At 26.3% G+C, this 19,488-nt stretch carries 15 protein-coding genes; 9 read left to right on the top strand and 6 right to left on the bottom strand.

Annotated elements, in window-relative coordinates; genetic code table 11:
- Positions 1-357 precede the first annotated feature (357 nt).
- Complete coding sequence (locus ACY1IQ_RS04625) at positions 358-798, bottom strand: helix-turn-helix domain-containing protein (RefSeq protein WP_461612862.1); 441 nt, start codon at positions 796-798, stop codon at positions 358-360.
- Positions 799-1,158: 360 nt separating this feature from the next.
- Here ACY1IQ_RS04625 and ACY1IQ_RS04630 point away from each other — a divergent pair, with 360 nt between their 5' ends.
- Complete coding sequence (locus tag ACY1IQ_RS04630; protein WP_461612863.1) at positions 1,159-2,850, top strand: flavin monoamine oxidase family protein; 1,692 nt, start codon at positions 1,159-1,161, stop codon at positions 2,848-2,850.
- A 177-nt stretch (positions 2,851-3,027) separates the two neighbouring features.
- Here ACY1IQ_RS04630 and ACY1IQ_RS04635 read toward each other — a convergent pair whose 3' ends face one another.
- From ACY1IQ_RS04635 to ACY1IQ_RS04650, 4 genes are all read right to left on the bottom strand, one after another.
- Positions 3,028-3,366 carry a DUF1622 domain-containing protein gene (locus ACY1IQ_RS04635; RefSeq protein WP_454055106.1) on the bottom strand — a complete coding sequence of 113 codons (339 nt, stop codon included), beginning with the start codon at positions 3,364-3,366 and terminating at the stop codon, positions 3,028-3,030.
- A gap of 171 nt (positions 3,367-3,537) precedes the next feature.
- Positions 3,538-4,473, bottom strand: coding sequence for a sensor histidine kinase (locus ACY1IQ_RS04640; RefSeq protein WP_461612864.1), 936 nt, complete (start codon positions 4,471-4,473; stop codon positions 3,538-3,540).
- Positions 4,474-4,639: 166 nt separating this feature from the next.
- Positions 4,640-5,350, bottom strand: coding sequence for a response regulator transcription factor (locus tag ACY1IQ_RS04645; RefSeq protein ID WP_461612865.1), 711 nt, complete (start codon positions 5,348-5,350; stop codon positions 4,640-4,642).
- A 451-nt stretch (positions 5,351-5,801) separates the two neighbouring features.
- Positions 5,802-6,410: a M15 family metallopeptidase gene (locus ACY1IQ_RS04650; protein WP_461612866.1), complete on the bottom strand. Its 609-nt coding sequence runs from the start codon at positions 6,408-6,410 to the stop codon at positions 5,802-5,804.
- 393 nt (positions 6,411-6,803) lie between these two features.
- Between ACY1IQ_RS04650 and ACY1IQ_RS04655 the strand changes: the two genes are divergently transcribed.
- Positions 6,804-6,959 (top strand): hypothetical protein, encoded by a 156-nt coding sequence (locus ACY1IQ_RS04655; RefSeq protein ID WP_461612867.1) that lies wholly within the window; start codon positions 6,804-6,806, stop codon positions 6,957-6,959.
- 105 nt (positions 6,960-7,064) lie between these two features.
- On the opposite strand, the gene ACY1IQ_RS04660 is transcribed toward ACY1IQ_RS04655, so the two are convergent.
- On the bottom strand, positions 7,065-8,234 hold the full coding sequence (locus tag ACY1IQ_RS04660) for a dicarboxylate/amino acid:cation symporter (protein ID WP_461612868.1): 1,170 nt from the start codon (positions 8,232-8,234) through the stop codon (positions 7,065-7,067).
- A 599-nt stretch (positions 8,235-8,833) separates the two neighbouring features.
- Between ACY1IQ_RS04660 and ACY1IQ_RS04665 the strand changes: the two genes are divergently transcribed.
- The 7 genes from ACY1IQ_RS04665 to ACY1IQ_RS04695 all read left to right on the top strand — a co-directional run bounded on the left by ACY1IQ_RS04665 (position 8,834) and on the right by ACY1IQ_RS04695 (position 19,205).
- Positions 8,834-9,151 (top strand): hypothetical protein, encoded by a 318-nt coding sequence (locus ACY1IQ_RS04665; protein WP_461613047.1) that lies wholly within the window; start codon positions 8,834-8,836, stop codon positions 9,149-9,151.
- Positions 9,152-9,203: 52 nt separating this feature from the next.
- Entirely contained in the window at positions 9,204-9,686 is a 483-nt protein-coding gene (locus ACY1IQ_RS04670) for a hypothetical protein (protein ID WP_461612869.1), read from the top strand.
- Positions 9,687-10,866: 1,180 nt separating this feature from the next.
- Positions 10,867-14,082, top strand: coding sequence for a ligand-binding sensor domain-containing protein (locus ACY1IQ_RS04675; protein WP_461613048.1), 3,216 nt, complete (start codon positions 10,867-10,869; stop codon positions 14,080-14,082).
- Between the two features lie 544 nt (positions 14,083-14,626).
- Complete coding sequence (locus tag ACY1IQ_RS04680) at positions 14,627-15,661, top strand: Cys-Gln thioester bond-forming surface protein (protein WP_461612870.1); 1,035 nt, start codon at positions 14,627-14,629, stop codon at positions 15,659-15,661.
- Positions 15,662-15,761: 100 nt separating this feature from the next.
- The gene (locus tag ACY1IQ_RS04685) at positions 15,762-16,262 is read left to right on the top strand and encodes a ferritin (RefSeq protein ID WP_461612871.1); all 501 of its coding nucleotides are present in this window, start codon (positions 15,762-15,764) and stop codon (positions 16,260-16,262) included.
- A 238-nt stretch (positions 16,263-16,500) separates the two neighbouring features.
- Entirely contained in the window at positions 16,501-17,628 is a 1,128-nt protein-coding gene (locus ACY1IQ_RS04690; protein ID WP_461612872.1) for a betaine/proline/choline family ABC transporter ATP-binding protein, read from the top strand.
- Positions 17,628-19,205, top strand: coding sequence for an ABC transporter permease/substrate-binding protein (locus ACY1IQ_RS04695; protein WP_461612873.1), 1,578 nt, complete (start codon positions 17,628-17,630; stop codon positions 19,203-19,205). The genes ACY1IQ_RS04690 and ACY1IQ_RS04695 overlap by 1 nt, the downstream gene beginning before the upstream one ends.
- Positions 19,206-19,488 lie beyond the last annotated feature (283 nt).

Here is a 19,488-nt window from a genome sequence, read left to right on the forward strand (position 1 = left end):
CAGAATTATGACATACTATAGGTTATTATAGTTTTCCTTATTAAATTTTTCTTATTATCTTTTTATTATTCCTAGCTACTTAGTGTCTTATAATAAAAGTATTTAATGTCACAATGAAGATTATATTTGACGTATCTAATGCGACAAAATATATTCATTTCTTCTTAAAATAAAGAATCTTAGGGAGAAGCAGGATAATTTATAGATTTAAAAAAATATACTGCAAGGGGATAGTAAATCTTAATAAAGTTTTATTAAATAAGTAGTTTTCAAAAAATACAAAAAGACCTATTTAAAATAGGTTTAAAAAAATAGCTTTTTCTATGTAAAATTTATATAAATAGAAAAAACATTAAATCATTTATATAAGTTGGAGTTATTAAATTCCATTTCTCCAAGAAGCATTTTTTCTAAAGAATCAAAATTATAATTTCTACTAGGTATCTTACTCCAAATACTCTCTTTCTTGGTTTTGATGCTTTTACTTTTAATATTTTTATTCTTTTTAAAAAGTGAATTTTTTTGATGTTCTATTGGATCTACCTTTAAAGTTATAGTGTAGAGATTTGACGTACTTCCTCTTCTTTGTTTTTTTATAATTCCTGCAGCTATCAACTCATTTAAGTATCTTTGAATAGTTCTTATAGATTTTCTTAAAATATTAGCTAAATAGCTTTGAGAAGGGAAGCATTGAAGCTTGTCTCCATAACACATACTTTGAAGTAAGAAGTGAAGTTTAAAAGCTCCATCAGAAATATTATAATTTAAAACCTTATTATCAATTTTAGTATATGACATAGCCATTCCTCCTAAAATACATAATTCTAGTAAGTAAATATGCAATTAAGAGAAAATTTTATAAAATATTTTTAAAAACTATTCAATATGTTATTAAACTATGTCATAAGAATCTGATAATAGAAAAAATATATTTTAAATAATAAGTTAAAGAATAAATTATATATTAAGAGAAAAAATAATATTTTTTAAAAACTTGGAGTAGAATCAAAAAGCATTATAAATTATTAAAATTATTCAATAAAAAATCGTGATTAAACATCGCGATTTTTTAATTTTAAATTATTCTGCTATATTTAGTAATACTTTAAGAATTCATTAATATTATATTAATGTAATAAATTTTAAGAGGTAATATTAATGGCTGTAGAAATGCTTAAATTACATCCAAGCAATCCTACAAATGAGCAAAGATATGAGATGGTTAAAGAATCATTAAATGAAGTGGGAAGACCAGAAGATTTTTATAATGTAATTAACTTATTAAGTCCTCCACCTGATATTACAAACTATGCTCCACCATTATCCTTAAAAGGGGTGAAAATAGGAATTATAGGTGGAGGTGCTGCTGGATTAAGTTCTGCTTTTGAATTAAGAAAATTGGGAGCAGATATAACTATTTATGAAGCATTAAAAGATAGAATTGGTGGAAGAATTTATACCTATTATTTTGATAAATCTAAAAAACTATATGGGGAACTGGGAGCAATGAGAGTACCTGCATCTCATGAAACTACATGGCATTATATAAACTTATTTAGTTTAAGAACTAATCCCTTTGTTCAATATAATCCTATGACATTTTTACTTGTTAGAAACAGAAGGATAAGAAATACTAGTGAAAATATAGAGAAATATATCTATCCTTTATTTCCTTTAAGAAAATGGGAAAGAGATACACCTTGGGATGAGCTGCATAATTATGGAATGATTTCTTCTATGAATAATTTAACCCCAAAAGAAAGAACAGATATTTTAAGGATACTTCCTAGATATAGCTTACCATATGAATATCTAGATAACCTTAGTATACGTCAAGTATTGCAAAAGAATAAATTAAGCCAAGGTGCTATAGAGTTAATAGCTGGAATTGATGTTTTAACATCACCATTTTTTAACGCTTCTTATAATGAGCTAATGCAGGAAAATTACCCAGTAACTTTTAACTATTTGTATCAAATTGATGGTGGTATGGTTAACCTTCCACTTGCATTCCATAGAAGCTTAACTTCTGAAGAGCCAACAGAATATGAAAATATACCTCAACATATGCTAGGAACATGTAAATGGAAATCAGGTTGTGTAGTAACCGGAATATATAAAACGAGTAATAAACATGAAAGAGTATCTATTGAGTATAGGAATACGGATAATAATAGAACCTATATGGAAACTTTTGATTATGTAATATGTGCTATTCCTTTTAGTACTTTAAGGGAAGTGGATGTAGCTCCAGTGTTTAGCGCTAGAAAAATGCAAGCTATTAAAGAATTTACTTATGAAAACTCCCTTAAAACATTTTTTTACTGCAAAAGGCGCTTTTGGGAAGATGACGAATATTATGGTGGTATATTAGGGGGAGTATCTTACACTGATGAGGCAATTCAGTCAATTGTTTATCCTTCTGATCATGCAGTTAGGCAGGTTTATTGCCCAGAAGAACCAGGAATATTATTAGCTTCTTATAGCTTATCTTTAGATTCTATTCGTGTAGGAGGTATGAAAGAAGAAGCAAAATTTGAATTAACTAAAAGACAAGTAGAAAAAGTGCATGGACTTCCTGCTGGTTATTTAGATAACATAGTAAAAGAGTATAAAAGTATTGACTGGAATACAGAGCCATATTTTAGAGGTGCCTTTGCTGTAAATGCACCAGGACAGAAACAATTATTTACCTATAATATTTTACAACCAGAGTATAATGGAAGAATATTTTTTGCAGGAGAACATGCCTCTGCTAACCATGCATGGATACAAGGTGCTCTTTATAGTGGTAAGTTTACAGCTAATAATTTAGCAAAATATGCTATGAGTCATAAAAATCAATGTTAACAAATATATTTTTATTTCCATTAATCCATCCTTTTATGAACCTGTTATCTTTCATATAAAAAAGATAGCAGGTTTATTTATATAGATAAAATAGCAAAAAACCTACTAACTTTCTAAAGGTTAATAGGTTTTTAATTTTAACAGAATTTTAAAAAAAATATTTTAAACTTCATTATTTTATTGTTCAGCATGATGAGTTTTATCAAACTTAATTTCCCAATGAATAACAAAGGTTAATATTGCTCTTAATAAAATTATTGCAGCTAAAATATACATTTCATCAAGGGTTCTTATAAGTACAGTTTTTAATATCTCACCTGCTAATTTAAATTCCAAAGCAAGTGCTAAAGCTTCAGCAAAATCTACTTTTATTAAATTAGTACTTGGATTAAATAAGCTTTTTATATACTGATAAAATCCCTTAAGTGCAGAAATTACCACTATAATAATTCCTATTAATTCTAAAAAATGAATAATATAAGGAAGTATTAAGTTAATAAGATGTTCTAGACTCACTTTAATCATCCTCCTATGATTCTATACATGGTTAAGGGTAATATATTCCACTAATCAATAGGAAAATCCTTTATTCTACAAAATATATTAAATAATATAGTGATTTATTCAATATATTTAAGATTTTTTACATTAGTTAACAAATAAGTATAAACTTTATATCTATTATAGTTAATCTGTCAAATCTAATAGTGGTAATTTTACTTCAAATGTGGTTTTTTCTTCATCACTATATGCAGTTATTTCTCCATTATGTAATTGGACGATATTTTTTGTTATAGCTAAACCAAGTCCTGATCCACCAGTTTCTTCTGATCTAGATTTTTCCACTCTATAAAAACGTTCAAAAATATGTGGTAAATCAAGTACTGGTATAGGATCACCATAATTAATTACTTTTATAACCGCAGTATTATCTTCTTTATTTGTAACAATATCAATATATTTGCTATGTTTACCATAAGTTATACCGTTGGAAATTAGATTTTCAAATGCTCTCACTAATTTATCGCCATCACCAAGAACTATAAGTCTATCTTCTGAAAAAAATAATCTTTCTTCCATATTGGCACTTTCAAGTTGAAAACGAAATTGTATAATTAATTGATTTAATAACTCCACAATATTAATTGGATTTTTACTAATTTTAACGCCACCATTTCCTATTCGGGTAAGTTCAAATAGGTCATTGATTAAAAGATTTAATCTTTTAGATTTTTCATAGGCGATATTTACATAATACCGTAATTGAACTTCATCTCTATAACGGTCTTCTTCAATCACTCCAAGATATCCAATGATTGACGTTAAAGGAGTGCGTAAGTCATGAGAAACATTTGTGATTAATTCGTTCTTAGATTGTTCTGCTATACGCTCATCTACTGAATTATTTAATCGTTCAATAATAATATTCATATTTTTAGCAGTTTCGCCTAGTGTATTTTTTGCCTCTATAGTAAGTTTTTCATTAGATTTTTCCTTAGCAACAAGATCTATAGCATTAGTAATTTGAATAAAATTTTTTACTTTTTTATGAGTAAATAGAAATAAGATTAATATAAAAATAAAAAACCATAATATATAGGATACAAAACGTAATTTGCTCAAAGGAATATAAGTTGATACCCTTATAGGAAGTTCCAAAAATCGCCATAAAATTGGCTCATATCCAGAATCAATAAGAATAGGATAGAACATATCCTTAAGAATAATTAAAATTAAGTAAGAGAGAAGCATACTTAGAATAACCATAGATATATACTTTGCTTGAAGTTTATAGATAGTGCTTTTTTTCAATTTTATAACCTACTCCCCAAATTGTATGAATTATTTTTTCTCCACCCATAGCTTTTTCTAATTTATCTCTAAGCTTACTTATATGAACCATGACTGTATTGTTAGATTGATAATATTTTTCTTTCCATACCCGTTCAAATATCTCTTCAGCGCCAAAAACTCTTCCAGGGTGGCTTGCTAGAAGGTGCAAAATTTCAAATTCGGTAGAAGTTAAATTTATATTTACGTCATCTACAAGTACTGAATGAGTGGATTTTTTTATAACTAATGAGTCAATTCTAATAATATCTTCATCCTGCGAATTCATCATATTTTCATTAAAATAATAGGCTCTTCTCAATAGAGTTTTTACTCTTACAGTTACTTCTAGTGGATTAAAAGGCTTAACCATATAATCATCAGCACCGGTGATTAATCCAGTAATTTTATCTGTATCTTCATTTTTGGCACTTAACATAAGAATAGGTATATTTAATGTGGCCCTAATTTGTTTACATACCTCTATGCCATTCAGTTCAGGCATCATTATATCTAAAATAACAAGTTGTATATTGGTATTTTTAATTATTTTTAATGCTTCTACGCCATTGTAGGCTTTAAATATTTTATATCCTTCATTTTTAAGGTAAATTTCTAATAAATTTACAATTTCATGATTATCGTCTACAATAAGTATATTTTTATCCATAAAATCCTCCTATATTGATTTATCTAAAGCTAGAATATATTGTTAGTAAAAAGTAGCCTAAGAAATTAGTTAGTAAAGAATTAATTTAAACTATAATTGTATATAGTTCATTGTTAATTCCTAATTATTTAAAGTAGTTGTTTTGAGATGCACATACATCTATAGATGTATACAACATTATTATAGGATAATTTTATATAAACATATATACTATTGATAAACTACTTTAAAAATTAATTTATAGCTTAATATGATTACAATATTATATATTTTAATTCACAATGTACAGTTTACAATTTACAATTGTGGATATTTCTCGGTAAAAGCTGAGAATTTTAAAATTATTTATTTTTGAAGTGACAAATCATTTCTTATAAAGAATTAGCAAGATATTATTAGTAAAAATTAATTTTAACATAGATTCATAACTATCAATTCTAGATAAAATCAATTATTTATTTAAATATTCTTCTAAAGTAATGCCTTGTGTTGTTATAAATTCAGCTACTTCTTTTCCAACGTATCTTATATGCCATGGTTCATAACTATATCCTGTTATATCTTCTTTGCCTTTAGGATATCTTATTATGAATCCAAATTTATAACAATTATCCTTTAACCAAATTCCTTCAGCAGTAGTTTCAAAACTTGTACTAAAATCTTTATTGGTTATGTCCATAGACAATCCTGTGTTATGTTCACTATATCCAGGTTTAGCAACAAAGCTATCTGCCAATTCTTCTCCTTGACGTTTTACTCTTTCTTCATAGGTATCTTTTTGAGTTTTATAAGAACGATAACCAGACAGTGCATATAAATTTATTCCTTCATTTCCTGCTGCTTTAAATAATTCTTCTAAAGCTTCACCAGCTTCTTTTCTCATTAGCTTTTCTTCTTTTGTCATATTTGAAAAAAATCTTACATTAGGTTTTATTAAATCTTTAGGTTTATAATTTTTACCTAACGAATTTTCTCTATTTACCAATACTAAAATATCATCGGAATTTTTTTCAGCACTTACCTCACTTGAAATGTTTGGTTTATTTGCTGCTTTAACCATTCCAACAACACCTAAAACTATAATTATTATATAATACTCCTCTAAATAATTTTTTCAAAACTATTCCTCCTTAAATTAAATAATCTTCATTTAGCACTAATAGCAATATTTAAGTTTATTTATTGAAAATAATTTTAAATATTTGGCTAAAAAGGCTAATATACTTTGATTTTAAGAAATATAGTTTAAAAAAATTATAATAAAACCTTAAGAATTCTTAAGATTCATTATGTAGATAAATGGAAGTTAGTGATTTATAGTAAAAAATTAATAGATGATTAATTTTAATTTTTTTAATATAATAATTTGTGTGTATCAAAAGAAATGAAATTTATGAAGGTTAAATTTATTTATTTACTTTAAAATTTTAATTAAATAATAGGAGAATATTGTATGACAAATAAAAATATTGAAATGATGAAAAAAATTATTGAAGATAAGAAAAATAAGAGTTCAAAACAAAATGGTATGCAAAGAGCAGAAAAGTCAATGGGACAACTAAGACAAGGAAAAAGTAGCAAAAAAACTGGTGGGTTATTTGATAAATAGAATATTAATTAAAGTATTAAAATAAAAAAGCATTAAGTTTTTATTTAAACTTAATGCTTTTTATATATAAATTTAAGAAAATATTATTTTTAATGGTTATAAACTTTACTTAGCATAATTTTTCTTTTCAGCAATTCCTGAAAGCATAAGAGCTAAAGCACCATCGCCAGTTATATTACATGCTGTTCCAAAGCTATCTTGTAAGGCAAATATGGTTAATATAAGAGCTGTTCCTGCTTCATTAAATCCAAGAACACTTATTATTAATCCAAGAGATGCCATTACAGTTCCACCAGGAACTCCAGGAGCACCTATAGCAAATACACCAAGTAAAAGAATAAATAATATCATAGATGAAACAGAAGGTAACTGTCCATAAAGTATTTGTGATACTGTCATAACAAAGAATACTTCAGTTAATACTGAACCACAAAGATGAATATTTGCACATAATGGAATTGCAAAATCCACGATATCCTCTCTTAACACATCAGATTTTTTAGCTGATTTTAAAGCCACTGGTAAAGTAGCTGCTGAGGACATAGTTCCAACAGCTGTTAAATATGCAGGTCCATAGTTCTTAAGTACTTGCCATGGATTTTTTCCTGATATAAGACCAGCAATAAAGTACAATAGTGCAAGCCAAATAAAATGTCCAATTAGAACTATAATTATAACTTTTATAAATACCGGTAATTGTGTTGTTATAGAACCTTCATAAGCTAAAGTAGCAAATGTAGATGCTATAAATAAAGGAAGTATAGGAATGACAATTCTATTTACTATACTTAAAACTATACCTTGAAATTGATCAAGTAAATTTTCAAATAAATCTGCCTTTGTCCAAGCTGTTGCAAGTCCAATCAATATTGAAAGTACCAAGGCACTCATTACTGACATAACTGGAGGTATATCTAATTTAAATATTAGTTCAGGAAGCTCTTTTAATCCTTCAGTAACAGGAGCTATAGATAATTTTGGAATTAAAACATATCCAAAAAATGATGAAAATGCCGCTGCTCCAACAGATGATAGATATGCTAATAATACTGCAAATCCTAGTAATTTTGATGCATTACTTTTAAGTTTTGCTATTGATGGAGCAATAAATCCTATTATAATTAGTGGTACGGCAAAGAATATTATTTGCCCTAATATATATTTTAGGGTAACAACAATGTGTATAAAGCTAGCTGGAGAATTAAGTCCAACCAAAAGGCCTATTATAACAGCAAGAATTAGCTTAAATATTAAGCTGTTAAATAATTTTTTCATAAATAAGTCCTCCTATATATTTTGATTATAAAATATAAAAAGCTTCTTCTTTATATAAAGATAAAAACTTATTCTTAAATTATATTAATATAATAATTACGTTAATTCAAAAAAAATTACAAATATAATTAATTATATTATAAAGAGTTTATAGTATTTAAATATAAATTTGTATTTCTATAGAAGTGATAATAGTGATTATTAAGTATAAAAGGATAAATTATAATTGTCAAAGGAATTATTTAAAAATATATGGTTACTTTTAATCTTTGAGATGCAAGATTATGATTAAAAAGAAAATATAACATTACATAGATACTTTTAAATAGGATTTTTTATTAAATTTAAATTTTAAATACTTTTATGGTAAACTTGTAATATGAAAATATTGGTTACAAAACTCAGGAGGATGGTTTATGAATTAAAGATGTTTCAATTTATTGATGATTCTATTATATATTTTAAAGATATGAAACTCATTTAGATACCTTATGTGAGATATAGAGTGTTATTTTGAAGAAATGTTAATGGAAGAAGATCAAGGGTTTTAAATATTAATTCTAGAGTAAAATCTATTAGTAGTCTAAAGGAAAAAGATTATTAGAAATAATTATTATAAAAAATATAGTACTGTAGAAGAATTTTTTTCTAACCTTTCAGATTTAATAGGAATTAGAATTGAATGTAGATTTATTGAGGATGAAGATAAAATATATAAGGTAATTAAAACACATTTTACGGAAATAAATGAAGAAGGGTATTATTATAATTCATCGAAGAAAAATATAAAATTAAAATTATCAGATAAACAACCTCAAGAGCAGAAAAATGGATTTAAGATATTTAGAATAGATGGTTTCTATGAATATAATGATAAAAAATTCAATTTTGAACTTCAAATTAAATCTTTGAATTAATATATTCTGGGGTGAAATAGAACATAAAATAATATATAAAAATAATAATTATATGTTAGTTGATGAGTTTTATAAAAATATAATGGGAGCAATTAAGAAAAATCTTTCTATGATAGATAATCAACTTTTACTCATATATGATCAAGTAAATAAATTTAATGCTATTGATCCAACAGTTAGAAAATCTCAATTAGAAACTGTGCTGTCTAAAATAATCTATGATATATTTTCTACACAAATGAAAAAGAGTATAGGGCTAATTGTAGATTTTAAAAAGTCCTGTGATGCCATAGTAAAATACATATTTAGAACTAATAATGCAGAAGATTTAGAAGACTATAATGAAACTTTATTAAAAACTTTATCTAGATTAAATGCCATAGGAAAAGATGATATGAACTTTAATTCTCAAATAGAATTTGAAAGAGAAGTAGAATTCAAAGATGAATTCTGTAATACTGTTGGCACCTCAATATTAAAGTCAATTAATACTGACTTTCAGTGGAATTTGTTTTTAGAATGTTATTTCAAATAGAATTAGGAAATAACTCAGAGGATTTTGAAAGTTTTATAATGTACTTTAAAAATATATTTTTAAAAAATATAAGTTTTCAAAATTAAATTTTCTATTTAATGAAGAGTAATCGGAAAATATAAAAAAATTCTATAATAAAACAACTGTCTATATGTTTTATAGAGATAGATTCTATTACATTTATATATGAAGAAAATATAGAAAAAATTAATCATGAAATAAATAATATTATAAAAGATATATTTACTAATATAAATACTTACGAGCAGTGGGAGAGATAATAAAGATATTTATTTAACACTATTCAATTTAAAGGTACTTTCTATATTTGATTATAAAATTAAAACTGTAAAGGTTAAAAGTTTCATAGAAAAAATTAAAGTCTCATCTACTACTAACATTCAAATAAGTGAAAGCATTTTAAAATACATTGATAAATTAGAATTGGTAACAGAAATATCAGCGAAAGATGCTTTAAAATTAATTAAAATAAATAATATCAGCGAAGGTATTAAGAAATTTTAAATTATATAAATATCACTAAAGAAAACAGAAAATTGTAAACTCCACCTTAGAGAAGCTTTTAAAAGTCTATTTTTAAAAAGGTGGAGTTTTATATTAGAAGCAATATATAAATAAACCACCTAAAAGTCAATGTATAACTAATAACTACCTCCTTAAATATTTTAATTTATAACTTTGATCAATGGACAATTGACAATTATGGTTGAAATTAGTTTTAATCAAACTAATTTCTTTAATAGATTTTTAATAAAAGTGACTTCGCCACTTTTAAAAGGAATAAGTTCAAGACTTCTCTTAAGAGAAGTATCCATAATTGTCCATTGTCAATCGTCAATTCTCAATTGTATAAATATAAGCTAAAACAATTTGTTAACACAATTTTATGAGTGTATATAGATTAAATTTAGGAGTGGTACATCTATATACATATTTACCATCTTCTTGATTTAAATTCTTTTAATTCTTATTTTTAATTAAAAAAAATATTTTATCACTAATTTTATGAGCATTTTTATCTATTAAATGTCAGTTTTATAATATATGCTATTGTAAATTTATATATATTATGGGAAATATTTTTAGAATGATAATCCTATAATTGGAGGTAAAATGATTAAAAAAAATAAAAAAATTAAATGTATTTGTTATTGCAGTAATTTTTAGCTTATTTTTTAATGAATTTCTTGTACAAGCTATAGAAAATAACTTTAAGTTTAGAAGAATAACTATTAAGGATGGCTTATCTCAATCTTCTGTAGAGTGTATTTTTCAAGATAGTAAAGGCTATATGTGGTTTGGCACAACAGACGGATTAAATAGATTTGATGGTCATGAATTTAAAGTTTATAAGTATAATCTTAATGATGATAACAGCTTAACATCTAATTACATAAACTCAATTATAGAAGATAGCGAGGGTTTTTTATGGGTAGGTACTACTAAGGGATTAAATAGGTTAGATACCTATACAAATGAAATTACTAGATACGTAAACGACTCTAATAATATCAATAGTTTATCGTCTTATAATGTATGGGATGTTATGGAGGATAGTAAAGGATATATATGGGTTGCAACGGATAAGGGGTTAAATAAATATGATAAAAAAACAAATACCTTTATAAGATATTTCTTTGATGAAAATGATAATAATAGTTTAAGTCATGATTTTATTACTTCATTATATGAAGATTGTGATGGATTAATTTGGATTGGAACTAAGAATGGATTAAATAGTTTTAATACTGAAAAAAATTTATTTACAAGATATACTCAGGACAGTTTAAATACAAATAGCATTAGTGATAATTATATAACTGAAATTTATGAGGATAGAAATAAAGATATTTGGATAGGCACTTTAATAGGTGGATTAAACAAATATAATAAAAAAACTAATAAATTTACACATTATAAAAGCAGCAATAAAAAGAATCAATTACAATCTAACTCTATTCAAAGTATTTTTCAGGACAGCAGGGGCATTTTATGGATAGGGACAGAAAGCGGATTAAGTAAATATAATAGGGATACTAATGACTTCTTCACATATAAAAATAAATATTATGATTCAGATAGTTTAATAGATGATAATGTGTTAAATATACATGAAGATAAAGCTGGAATGCTTTGGATAGGAACATATAGCGGTATAAGTATGCTCAATCCTGCTTCTAAGTTTAACCATTATAAAAAAAATGCAACTGAAAAAAATAGCTTAAATGACAATATGATAAATGGAATATATGTAGATGATAAAGATGTAATATGGATTGGTACTAATAGTGGAGGTCTTAATTCTATTAATAGAAAAAATGGAGAAGTAAAACAATATACAAATGATATTAACAATGATGAAAGCATTAGTCATAATCGGATTTGGTCAATTACTGAAGATAGAGATGGCGATTTGTGGATAGCTACTAGTTATGGATTAAATAAATTTGATAAGGCTACAAAAAAATTTACCAGATACTTTAATAATAACGATAACAAAAATAGTTTAATAAACAATGAAGTAAGATATATATACGAAGATAGTGAAGGGCTTATATGGATTGGTACACGTCATGGCTTAGATTCTTTTGATAAGGAAAAAGAAGAATTTACTAATTATAATTGGCTACTTAGTAGTAATGGAGTAAAAGATTATTACATCTCTGCAATTTATGAAGATTCTAATGGGATTTTGTGGCTAGGATGTGGAGTAGAAGGTGGACTAATTAAATTTAATAGAAAAACTAATAAGATAAAGAATTATAAATATGATAAAGAAAATAGCAATAGCATTAGTAATAATAGTATAGAATCCATAGCAGAAGATGAAAATGGAAACCTATGGATTGCAACTCATTATGGTGTAAATAAATTTAATAAAGAAAAAGAAGAATTTGTTAGATATACTGAAGATGAGGGTCTTTGTAATAATTATGTTTACGGAGTTCTAATAGATGAACTTGGCAATCCGTGGGTAAGTACAAATGGTGGATTGGCCCAAATAGATGTATATGATAATAGAATTATAAATTTTAACATCAACGATGGTTTGCAAAGCAATGAATTTAATGGATATTCATATTTTCAAAGTAAATCAGGAGAAATGTTTTTTGGTGGGGTAAATGGATTAAATAGCTTTTATCCAGAAGATTTATCGAAAGAATATTATTCATCTAAAGTAGTAATAGAATCTTTCTCTATAAATGGTAAATCTATGGATATCAGGAATGAAATAAAACTTAATCATAATCAAGAGAATTTTTCTTTAGATTTTTTCTTACCTAATTATGAAAACCCAACTAAAACAAAGTATGCCTATATGTTGGAAGGTGTTGATAAGAAGTGGGTATATTCTAACTATAGAAATTATGCTAGCTATACTAATATTAAACATGGGAAATATATTTTTAAAGTAAAAGCAAGAAATAGTAATGGCATATGGAGTGAAGTTACAGAAATACCTATTACAGTTTTAAGACCTCCTTGGAAAACTTGGTGGGCATACCTATTATATACTTTATTAATTCTAATAGTTATATACATAGTTTGGAACTATGTAACCATACTTGAAAGTTTAGTAAAACAAAGAACTATTCAGCTAAATAATAAACTTGAAGAAAATGATAAGTTGTATAAAAGGCTCATAAAAAATGAACAGTTTAAAAATAAATATTTTGTCAACTTATCTCATGAGCTTAGAAGTCCACTAAATGTAATATTATCTGCAGTTCAATTATTTGAAAAGATGTGTAAGGAGGATGTAGTATTAGAAAAAGATACATTAAGTAGATATGTTGGTATAATAAAACGTAATTCCAACAGTCTTTTAAATACTATAAATGAACTTATAGATACCTCTAAAATTGAATCTGGAAGCTACAAATTAAATGTTAGTGAGGAAAATATTATATATTTGGTGGAAGATATAGCATTGTCTATGAAAGAATTTGTAGAAAGCAAAGGCATAGAGCTTATAATAGACCCAGAAGTTGAAGAAAAATTTATTGAATGTGATGCCAGAGATGTAGAGAGATGTATTGTAAACTTAATATCTAATGCTGTTAAATTTACTGAAGAAGGCGGAACTATATGGGTTAATATATATGACAAAGAGGATTTTATTGAAATATCAGTAAAAGATACTGGTGCTGGTATTGCAAAAGAATATCATGAAATAATATTTGATAGATTCGGACAAGCAAATAATGTTATATCAAAGCAGAAAATAGGTAGTGGAATAGGTCTTACTTTAGTAAAATCATTAGTTGAATTGCATGGAGGAAATATAAAAGTAATAAGCGAAATAAATGAAGGAAGTAATTTTATAATTACTTTACCTGTTAGGCAGAAGTTAATAAACCACAAAAATATTTAGTTTTAAATAAGATTTTAATATAATCCAGTTAGTAAATGTTTATTAAAAAATACAATAGGAAAATCATTAATATGTGAAAGAATTTCAAGAAAGTAACTCTTACTTTTGTTAAGTAAGAGTTACTTTTTTATTACTGGGAAATTATACAATTGAGAATTGACGATGGATAATTGACAATTAAGGTGGAAATTAGTTTTAATCAAACTAATTTCTTTAATGAATTTTTGACTAGCAATTACATTGCTAGTTTTTTTATAAGAAGTTACTGTGTAACTTCAAAAAAGAAATCAATTGAAAACTTCTCACATAAGGGAGAAGTCTCCATAATTGTCCATTGTCAATTTTCTATTCTCAATTGTATAAGTTTTAGGGGGAAGAGGTAAGTTTTAAGAATAATTACTTTACATATAACTAATAATAAAAAAAACATATTTATTAGTGAAGTTTTATCAATGTTTACAACAAAAATATGACTTAAATTATTCATTAAAATACATGAGAAAATTTTTATTAAGAATCAATTAATTATTGAGGAGATGAAAAAATGAAAAAACTAAAAAGATTTTTAACAATATTTTTAGTAGCATTTATTTTCAGTTGCAATATTGTTAAAGCACAAGATGCTACAAGAGAATTTATTTCCAAAAGACCTACTAAAGAAAGCGCCAATGTGCATTTTTCTTATGTGAAAAATGGTAAAAGAATTAGAGAGGATACAATTCTTATAATAACTAGTAAGGAAAATAAAGATTTGTATGCTTATTGCATTGATATGTATAAGAAATATCCTTCCTATAATGGAACAGAGTATAAATTAGGAGAATTATCAAGTAGTATAGATAGAAATAAACTAAATAAGGTTTTCGTAAATGGTTTTCCAGTTGTTAGTCCAGAGACGCTATCAAAAAAATCCGGACTTGATGAAAGAAACTATTATTCTTTAGAAGAAGCTTATGCAGTAACTCAATTGGCTCTTTGGCATTATACAGAGGCTAATAGAGATATAATAAAATTTTCAGTAGAAGAGGATATACCAGATAAGAGAATATTACAAGGAGTTAAATATCTTATAAGTAGAGCAGAAGAAAATAAAGAAGAAAGTTTGATTACTTTTCAATATAAGAAAGACACCATAAATAAAATTGCCTTTGGGAAGGAAGGATTTAATTATTTTGGACCAATAAAAATACAGGGAGATATTGAAAGAACGGAAGAAATAAAAATAAATTTACTAAGCAAAAATGCAACATTGGTATATGGCAATGGAGAAGCTGTTGGTGATACAGTGATTATAGATAGAGAATTTTATGTAAAAACACCAAAATCAAATAAAATTTCAAATATTGACATTGATATTAGTACTGATTTAACTAGTTATATTGAAAAATATTATGAACCCTTTGATGCATCTATACAGGATATTTTAGTTGCAGAACGAGTAAACACAGGATTTAAAGATAAAATGTATATCAATATGCTACTACCTCAAACCGGTAATATATTCTCGTCTCAATCAATATTAGGAGTAGGAATATTAATGATAGGTTTAGGAGCAGTTATAATTAAAAAGCATCGATAAATAACAAAAGTTAAAAATATTTACATATATGATTAGATGATTAAATTTGTATATAAAAGAAATTTAATCAAATACTAATAAGAAAAAGGATGGTGTACTTATGCTTAGTGAAAAATTAATTGAAGCAATAAATGACCAAATCAATTACGAATTTTATTCAGCTCATTTATATTTATCCATGGCAGCATATTGTTATAATGAAAATTTAGATGGTTTTGCAAATTGGTTTTTGGTGCAAAATGAAGAAGAAAGATTTCATGCTATGAAGTTATTTAATTATGTAAATCAACGAGGCGCTGCTGTAGAACTAAAAGAGATTCCAGCACCCAAAACAAAATTTAATTCTTTACAAGAAATATTTGATGAAACATTGAAACACGAGCAATTAGTCACTAAAAGATTTTATGATCTTACTGATATGGCTATGGCAGAAAAGGACTATGCTACTGTTAGTGCTCTTGAGTGGTTCAATAATGAACAAATAGAGGAAGAAGCAACTGTAAATTTAGTTATCTCTAAATTAAAACTTGTAGAAGGAGCTTCTTTATACTTATTAGATCAAGAATTGGCAAATAGAACCTTTGTAGCTCCAGCAGAATAATTTTAAAAGAGTGTAAAGTATATTTAAAATTTAGCCTATGAGAACTATATAATTTTCATAGGTTTTAATTTTATTATACTAATATAATTTTTACTAAAGAATATTAAATTTTACAATATTACCACCATAAAACTTTACTTATACCCATAATGAATTTTGCAAAAGTAACAACTTTATGATACAATTAAGTTGTTACTGTTGAAAAGTGTAAAATATTCTGAAGAAAAGGGGGAAGAATATGATAGAATTTAAGAATATAAAAAAATCTTATAAAGATACATCTGTTTTGAAAAATATAAATCTAAAAATAGATAAAGGTGAGTTTGTAGTTTTCATTGGTTCTAGTGGATGCGGTAAAACCACTTTATTAAAAATGATAAATAAACTTATAAAACCTACATCTGGAGAGATTTTTATAGATGGAAAAAATATAGAAAATGAAAATCCTATTGAATTAAGAAGAAGAATAGGATATGTAATTCAACAAACAGGTTTATTTCCTCATATGACTGTTAGAGAAAATATAGAGTTAATACCAAAGTTACAAAAACTAGATGATAGTAAGATTGAAGCTAAGACTAAAGAACTTATGGAGATGGTTGGATTAGATCCTGATAAGTTTATAGATAGATATCCTTGTGAATTAAGTGGAGGACAGCAACAAAGAGTAGGTGTTGCAAGGGCTTTCGCTATAGATTCAGAAATAATATTAATGGACGAGCCTTTTAGTGCTCTTGATCCTATAACTAGAAGTGATCTTCAAGAAGAACTTTTTAATCTTCATCAAGAAGTTAAAAAGACTATAGTATTTGTAACACATGATATGGATGAGGCTTTAAAACTTGCTGATAAAATTTGCATTATGAGTGGAGGGGAAATATTACAATATGATACTCCTGAAAACATATTAAGAAATCCAACAGGAACATATGTTGAAGAATTTATAGGAAAGAATAAAATTTGGAATAATCCTGAGTATATAAAAGCTAAGGATATTATGATTGAAGACCCAGTTAGAATAAGCAGTAAGAGAACAATTCTTCAAGGAATTGAAATTATGAGAAGTAAGAAAGTAGATAGCTTATTAATAACTGATAAAAATGGAACTTTAAATGGATTAGTTACATTAAAGAACATAAAGAAAAATCCAAATATGGTTTTAAAACTTGAAGATGTTATGGAAAGCAACGTTATACGTGTACATGATGATGATAACTTAATAGATATACTAGAAACCATGAATAAATATGAAATTGGATATATTCCAGTTGTAAATAATGAAGATAAGCTTGTAGGATTAGTTACTAGAAGCAGTTTAATTTCAGTGTTGAGTGAACAATTCATAGACATGGAGGTGAATGCTTAGTGCAAGGTTTTTTACAATTTTTAGTAGATAAAAAAGGTCAAATTTTTCAACTTTTATTAGAACATATTGAGCTTACAGTATTTGCAGTATTTATTGCTATATTAATTGGAATTCCCTTAGGTATATTAATAACAAGGGTCAAAAAAGCATCTAAACCAATACTTATGTTAGCAAACCTTATTCAAGCTGTACCAAGTTTAGCATTATTAGGATTTTTGATTCCTATAATAGGAATAGGTAGTAAACCAGCTATTTTAATGGTAGTGCTATATTCTTTATTACCTATAATAAAGAATACTTACACAGGACTTACTAATATAAATCCAGATATGCTAGAAGCTGCAAAGGCAATAGGAATGACTAAAGGGCAAATCCTTAGACTTATACAAATTCCTTTAGCCCTTCCAATAATAATGGCAGGAATAAGAATTTCTGCAGTAACAGCAGTTGGACTTATGACTATAGCAGCTTTTGTTGGTGCAGGTGGATTAGGGTATATGGTATTCTCAGGAATACAGACAGTAGATAATTATATGATTTTAGCTGGAGCTATACCTGCTTGTATATTAGCCTTAGTAATTGACTTCATAGTTGGAAAAGTGGAAAAAGCGGTGGCACCTAGTGGAATAAAGATGGCTGATGGTACAATGAAAATAAAGAAGGTATCTAATGGAAAGAAATCTAATAAGAATCCATTAATAGCAGCTTTACTATTAATAGCAATTGTATCAGGTAGTATTTTTGCGTTTACTAGAAATAACGATAAAATAGTTATTGCCTCTAAAAACTTCTCTGAACAACTTATAGTAGGTAATATGCTAGCGGATTTAATTGAAAATGATACTGATTTGAAGGTTGAAAGAAAATTAAATCTAGGTGGAACTAATATTGCTTTTAGCGCCATGACTGCTGGGGAAGTTGATGCCTATGTAGAGTACACAGGAACAGGTCTTGTGAATATATTGAAAAAAGACATAGTAAATGATCCAAATAAAGTTTATGATATAGTATCAGAAGAATTTGAGAATAAATATAATATAAAATGGCTTGATCCTCTTGGATTTAATAATACATATGTTTTGGCAGTAACTAAGGATACAGCTGAGAAATATAATCTAGAGAGTTTTTCAGATTTAGCAAAGGTAAGTAATGACTTAGTAATAGGTCCAACTATAGAATTTACTAATAGACAGGATGGATATTTAGGTCTTATTAAAGATTATAATATGAGCTTTAAAGACTTAAAACCTGTAGATGGTGGATTAAGATATACCGCAATAGATACTAAGAAAAGTGATGTTATAGATTCCTTTGCAACAGATGGATTGTTAAAAGCCTTTGATTTAAAGGTATTAAAGGATGATAAAAGCTTTTTCCCACCATATTATGCAGTACCTATAATAAGAGAAGAGACATTAAAAAAACATCCAGAGCTTGAAGAAGTTATGAACAAGCTCTCAGGTAAAATAAATGATGATACAATGAGAGATTTAAACTATAAAGTAGATAAACTTGGAGAATCACCTGAAAAAGTAGCTAAAGATTTCTTAATAGAACAGGGATTAATATCTAAGTAGTTAATCAGTTAAGAATTCATAATGGACAATTGAAAATTAAGGTAGAAATTAGTTTTATCAAACTAATTTCTTTAATAGATTTATTGTAGCGGCGAACATTGTTCGCCGCTTTTTTTCACCTCTGGGGAACAGTAGTGAAACCCTTTAGGGTTCCCCTGAGGTGCAGTATAGTTTGGAACAAAAATTAATGAATTTATAATTGTGAATTTTGCACTTTGCATTGTGAATTAGTTAAAAATATCCGATGATTAGAAAGTATGTCCAACTTTAAGTTGGATATACT

Source organism: Clostridium sp. Marseille-QA1073, from assembly GCF_054863625.1.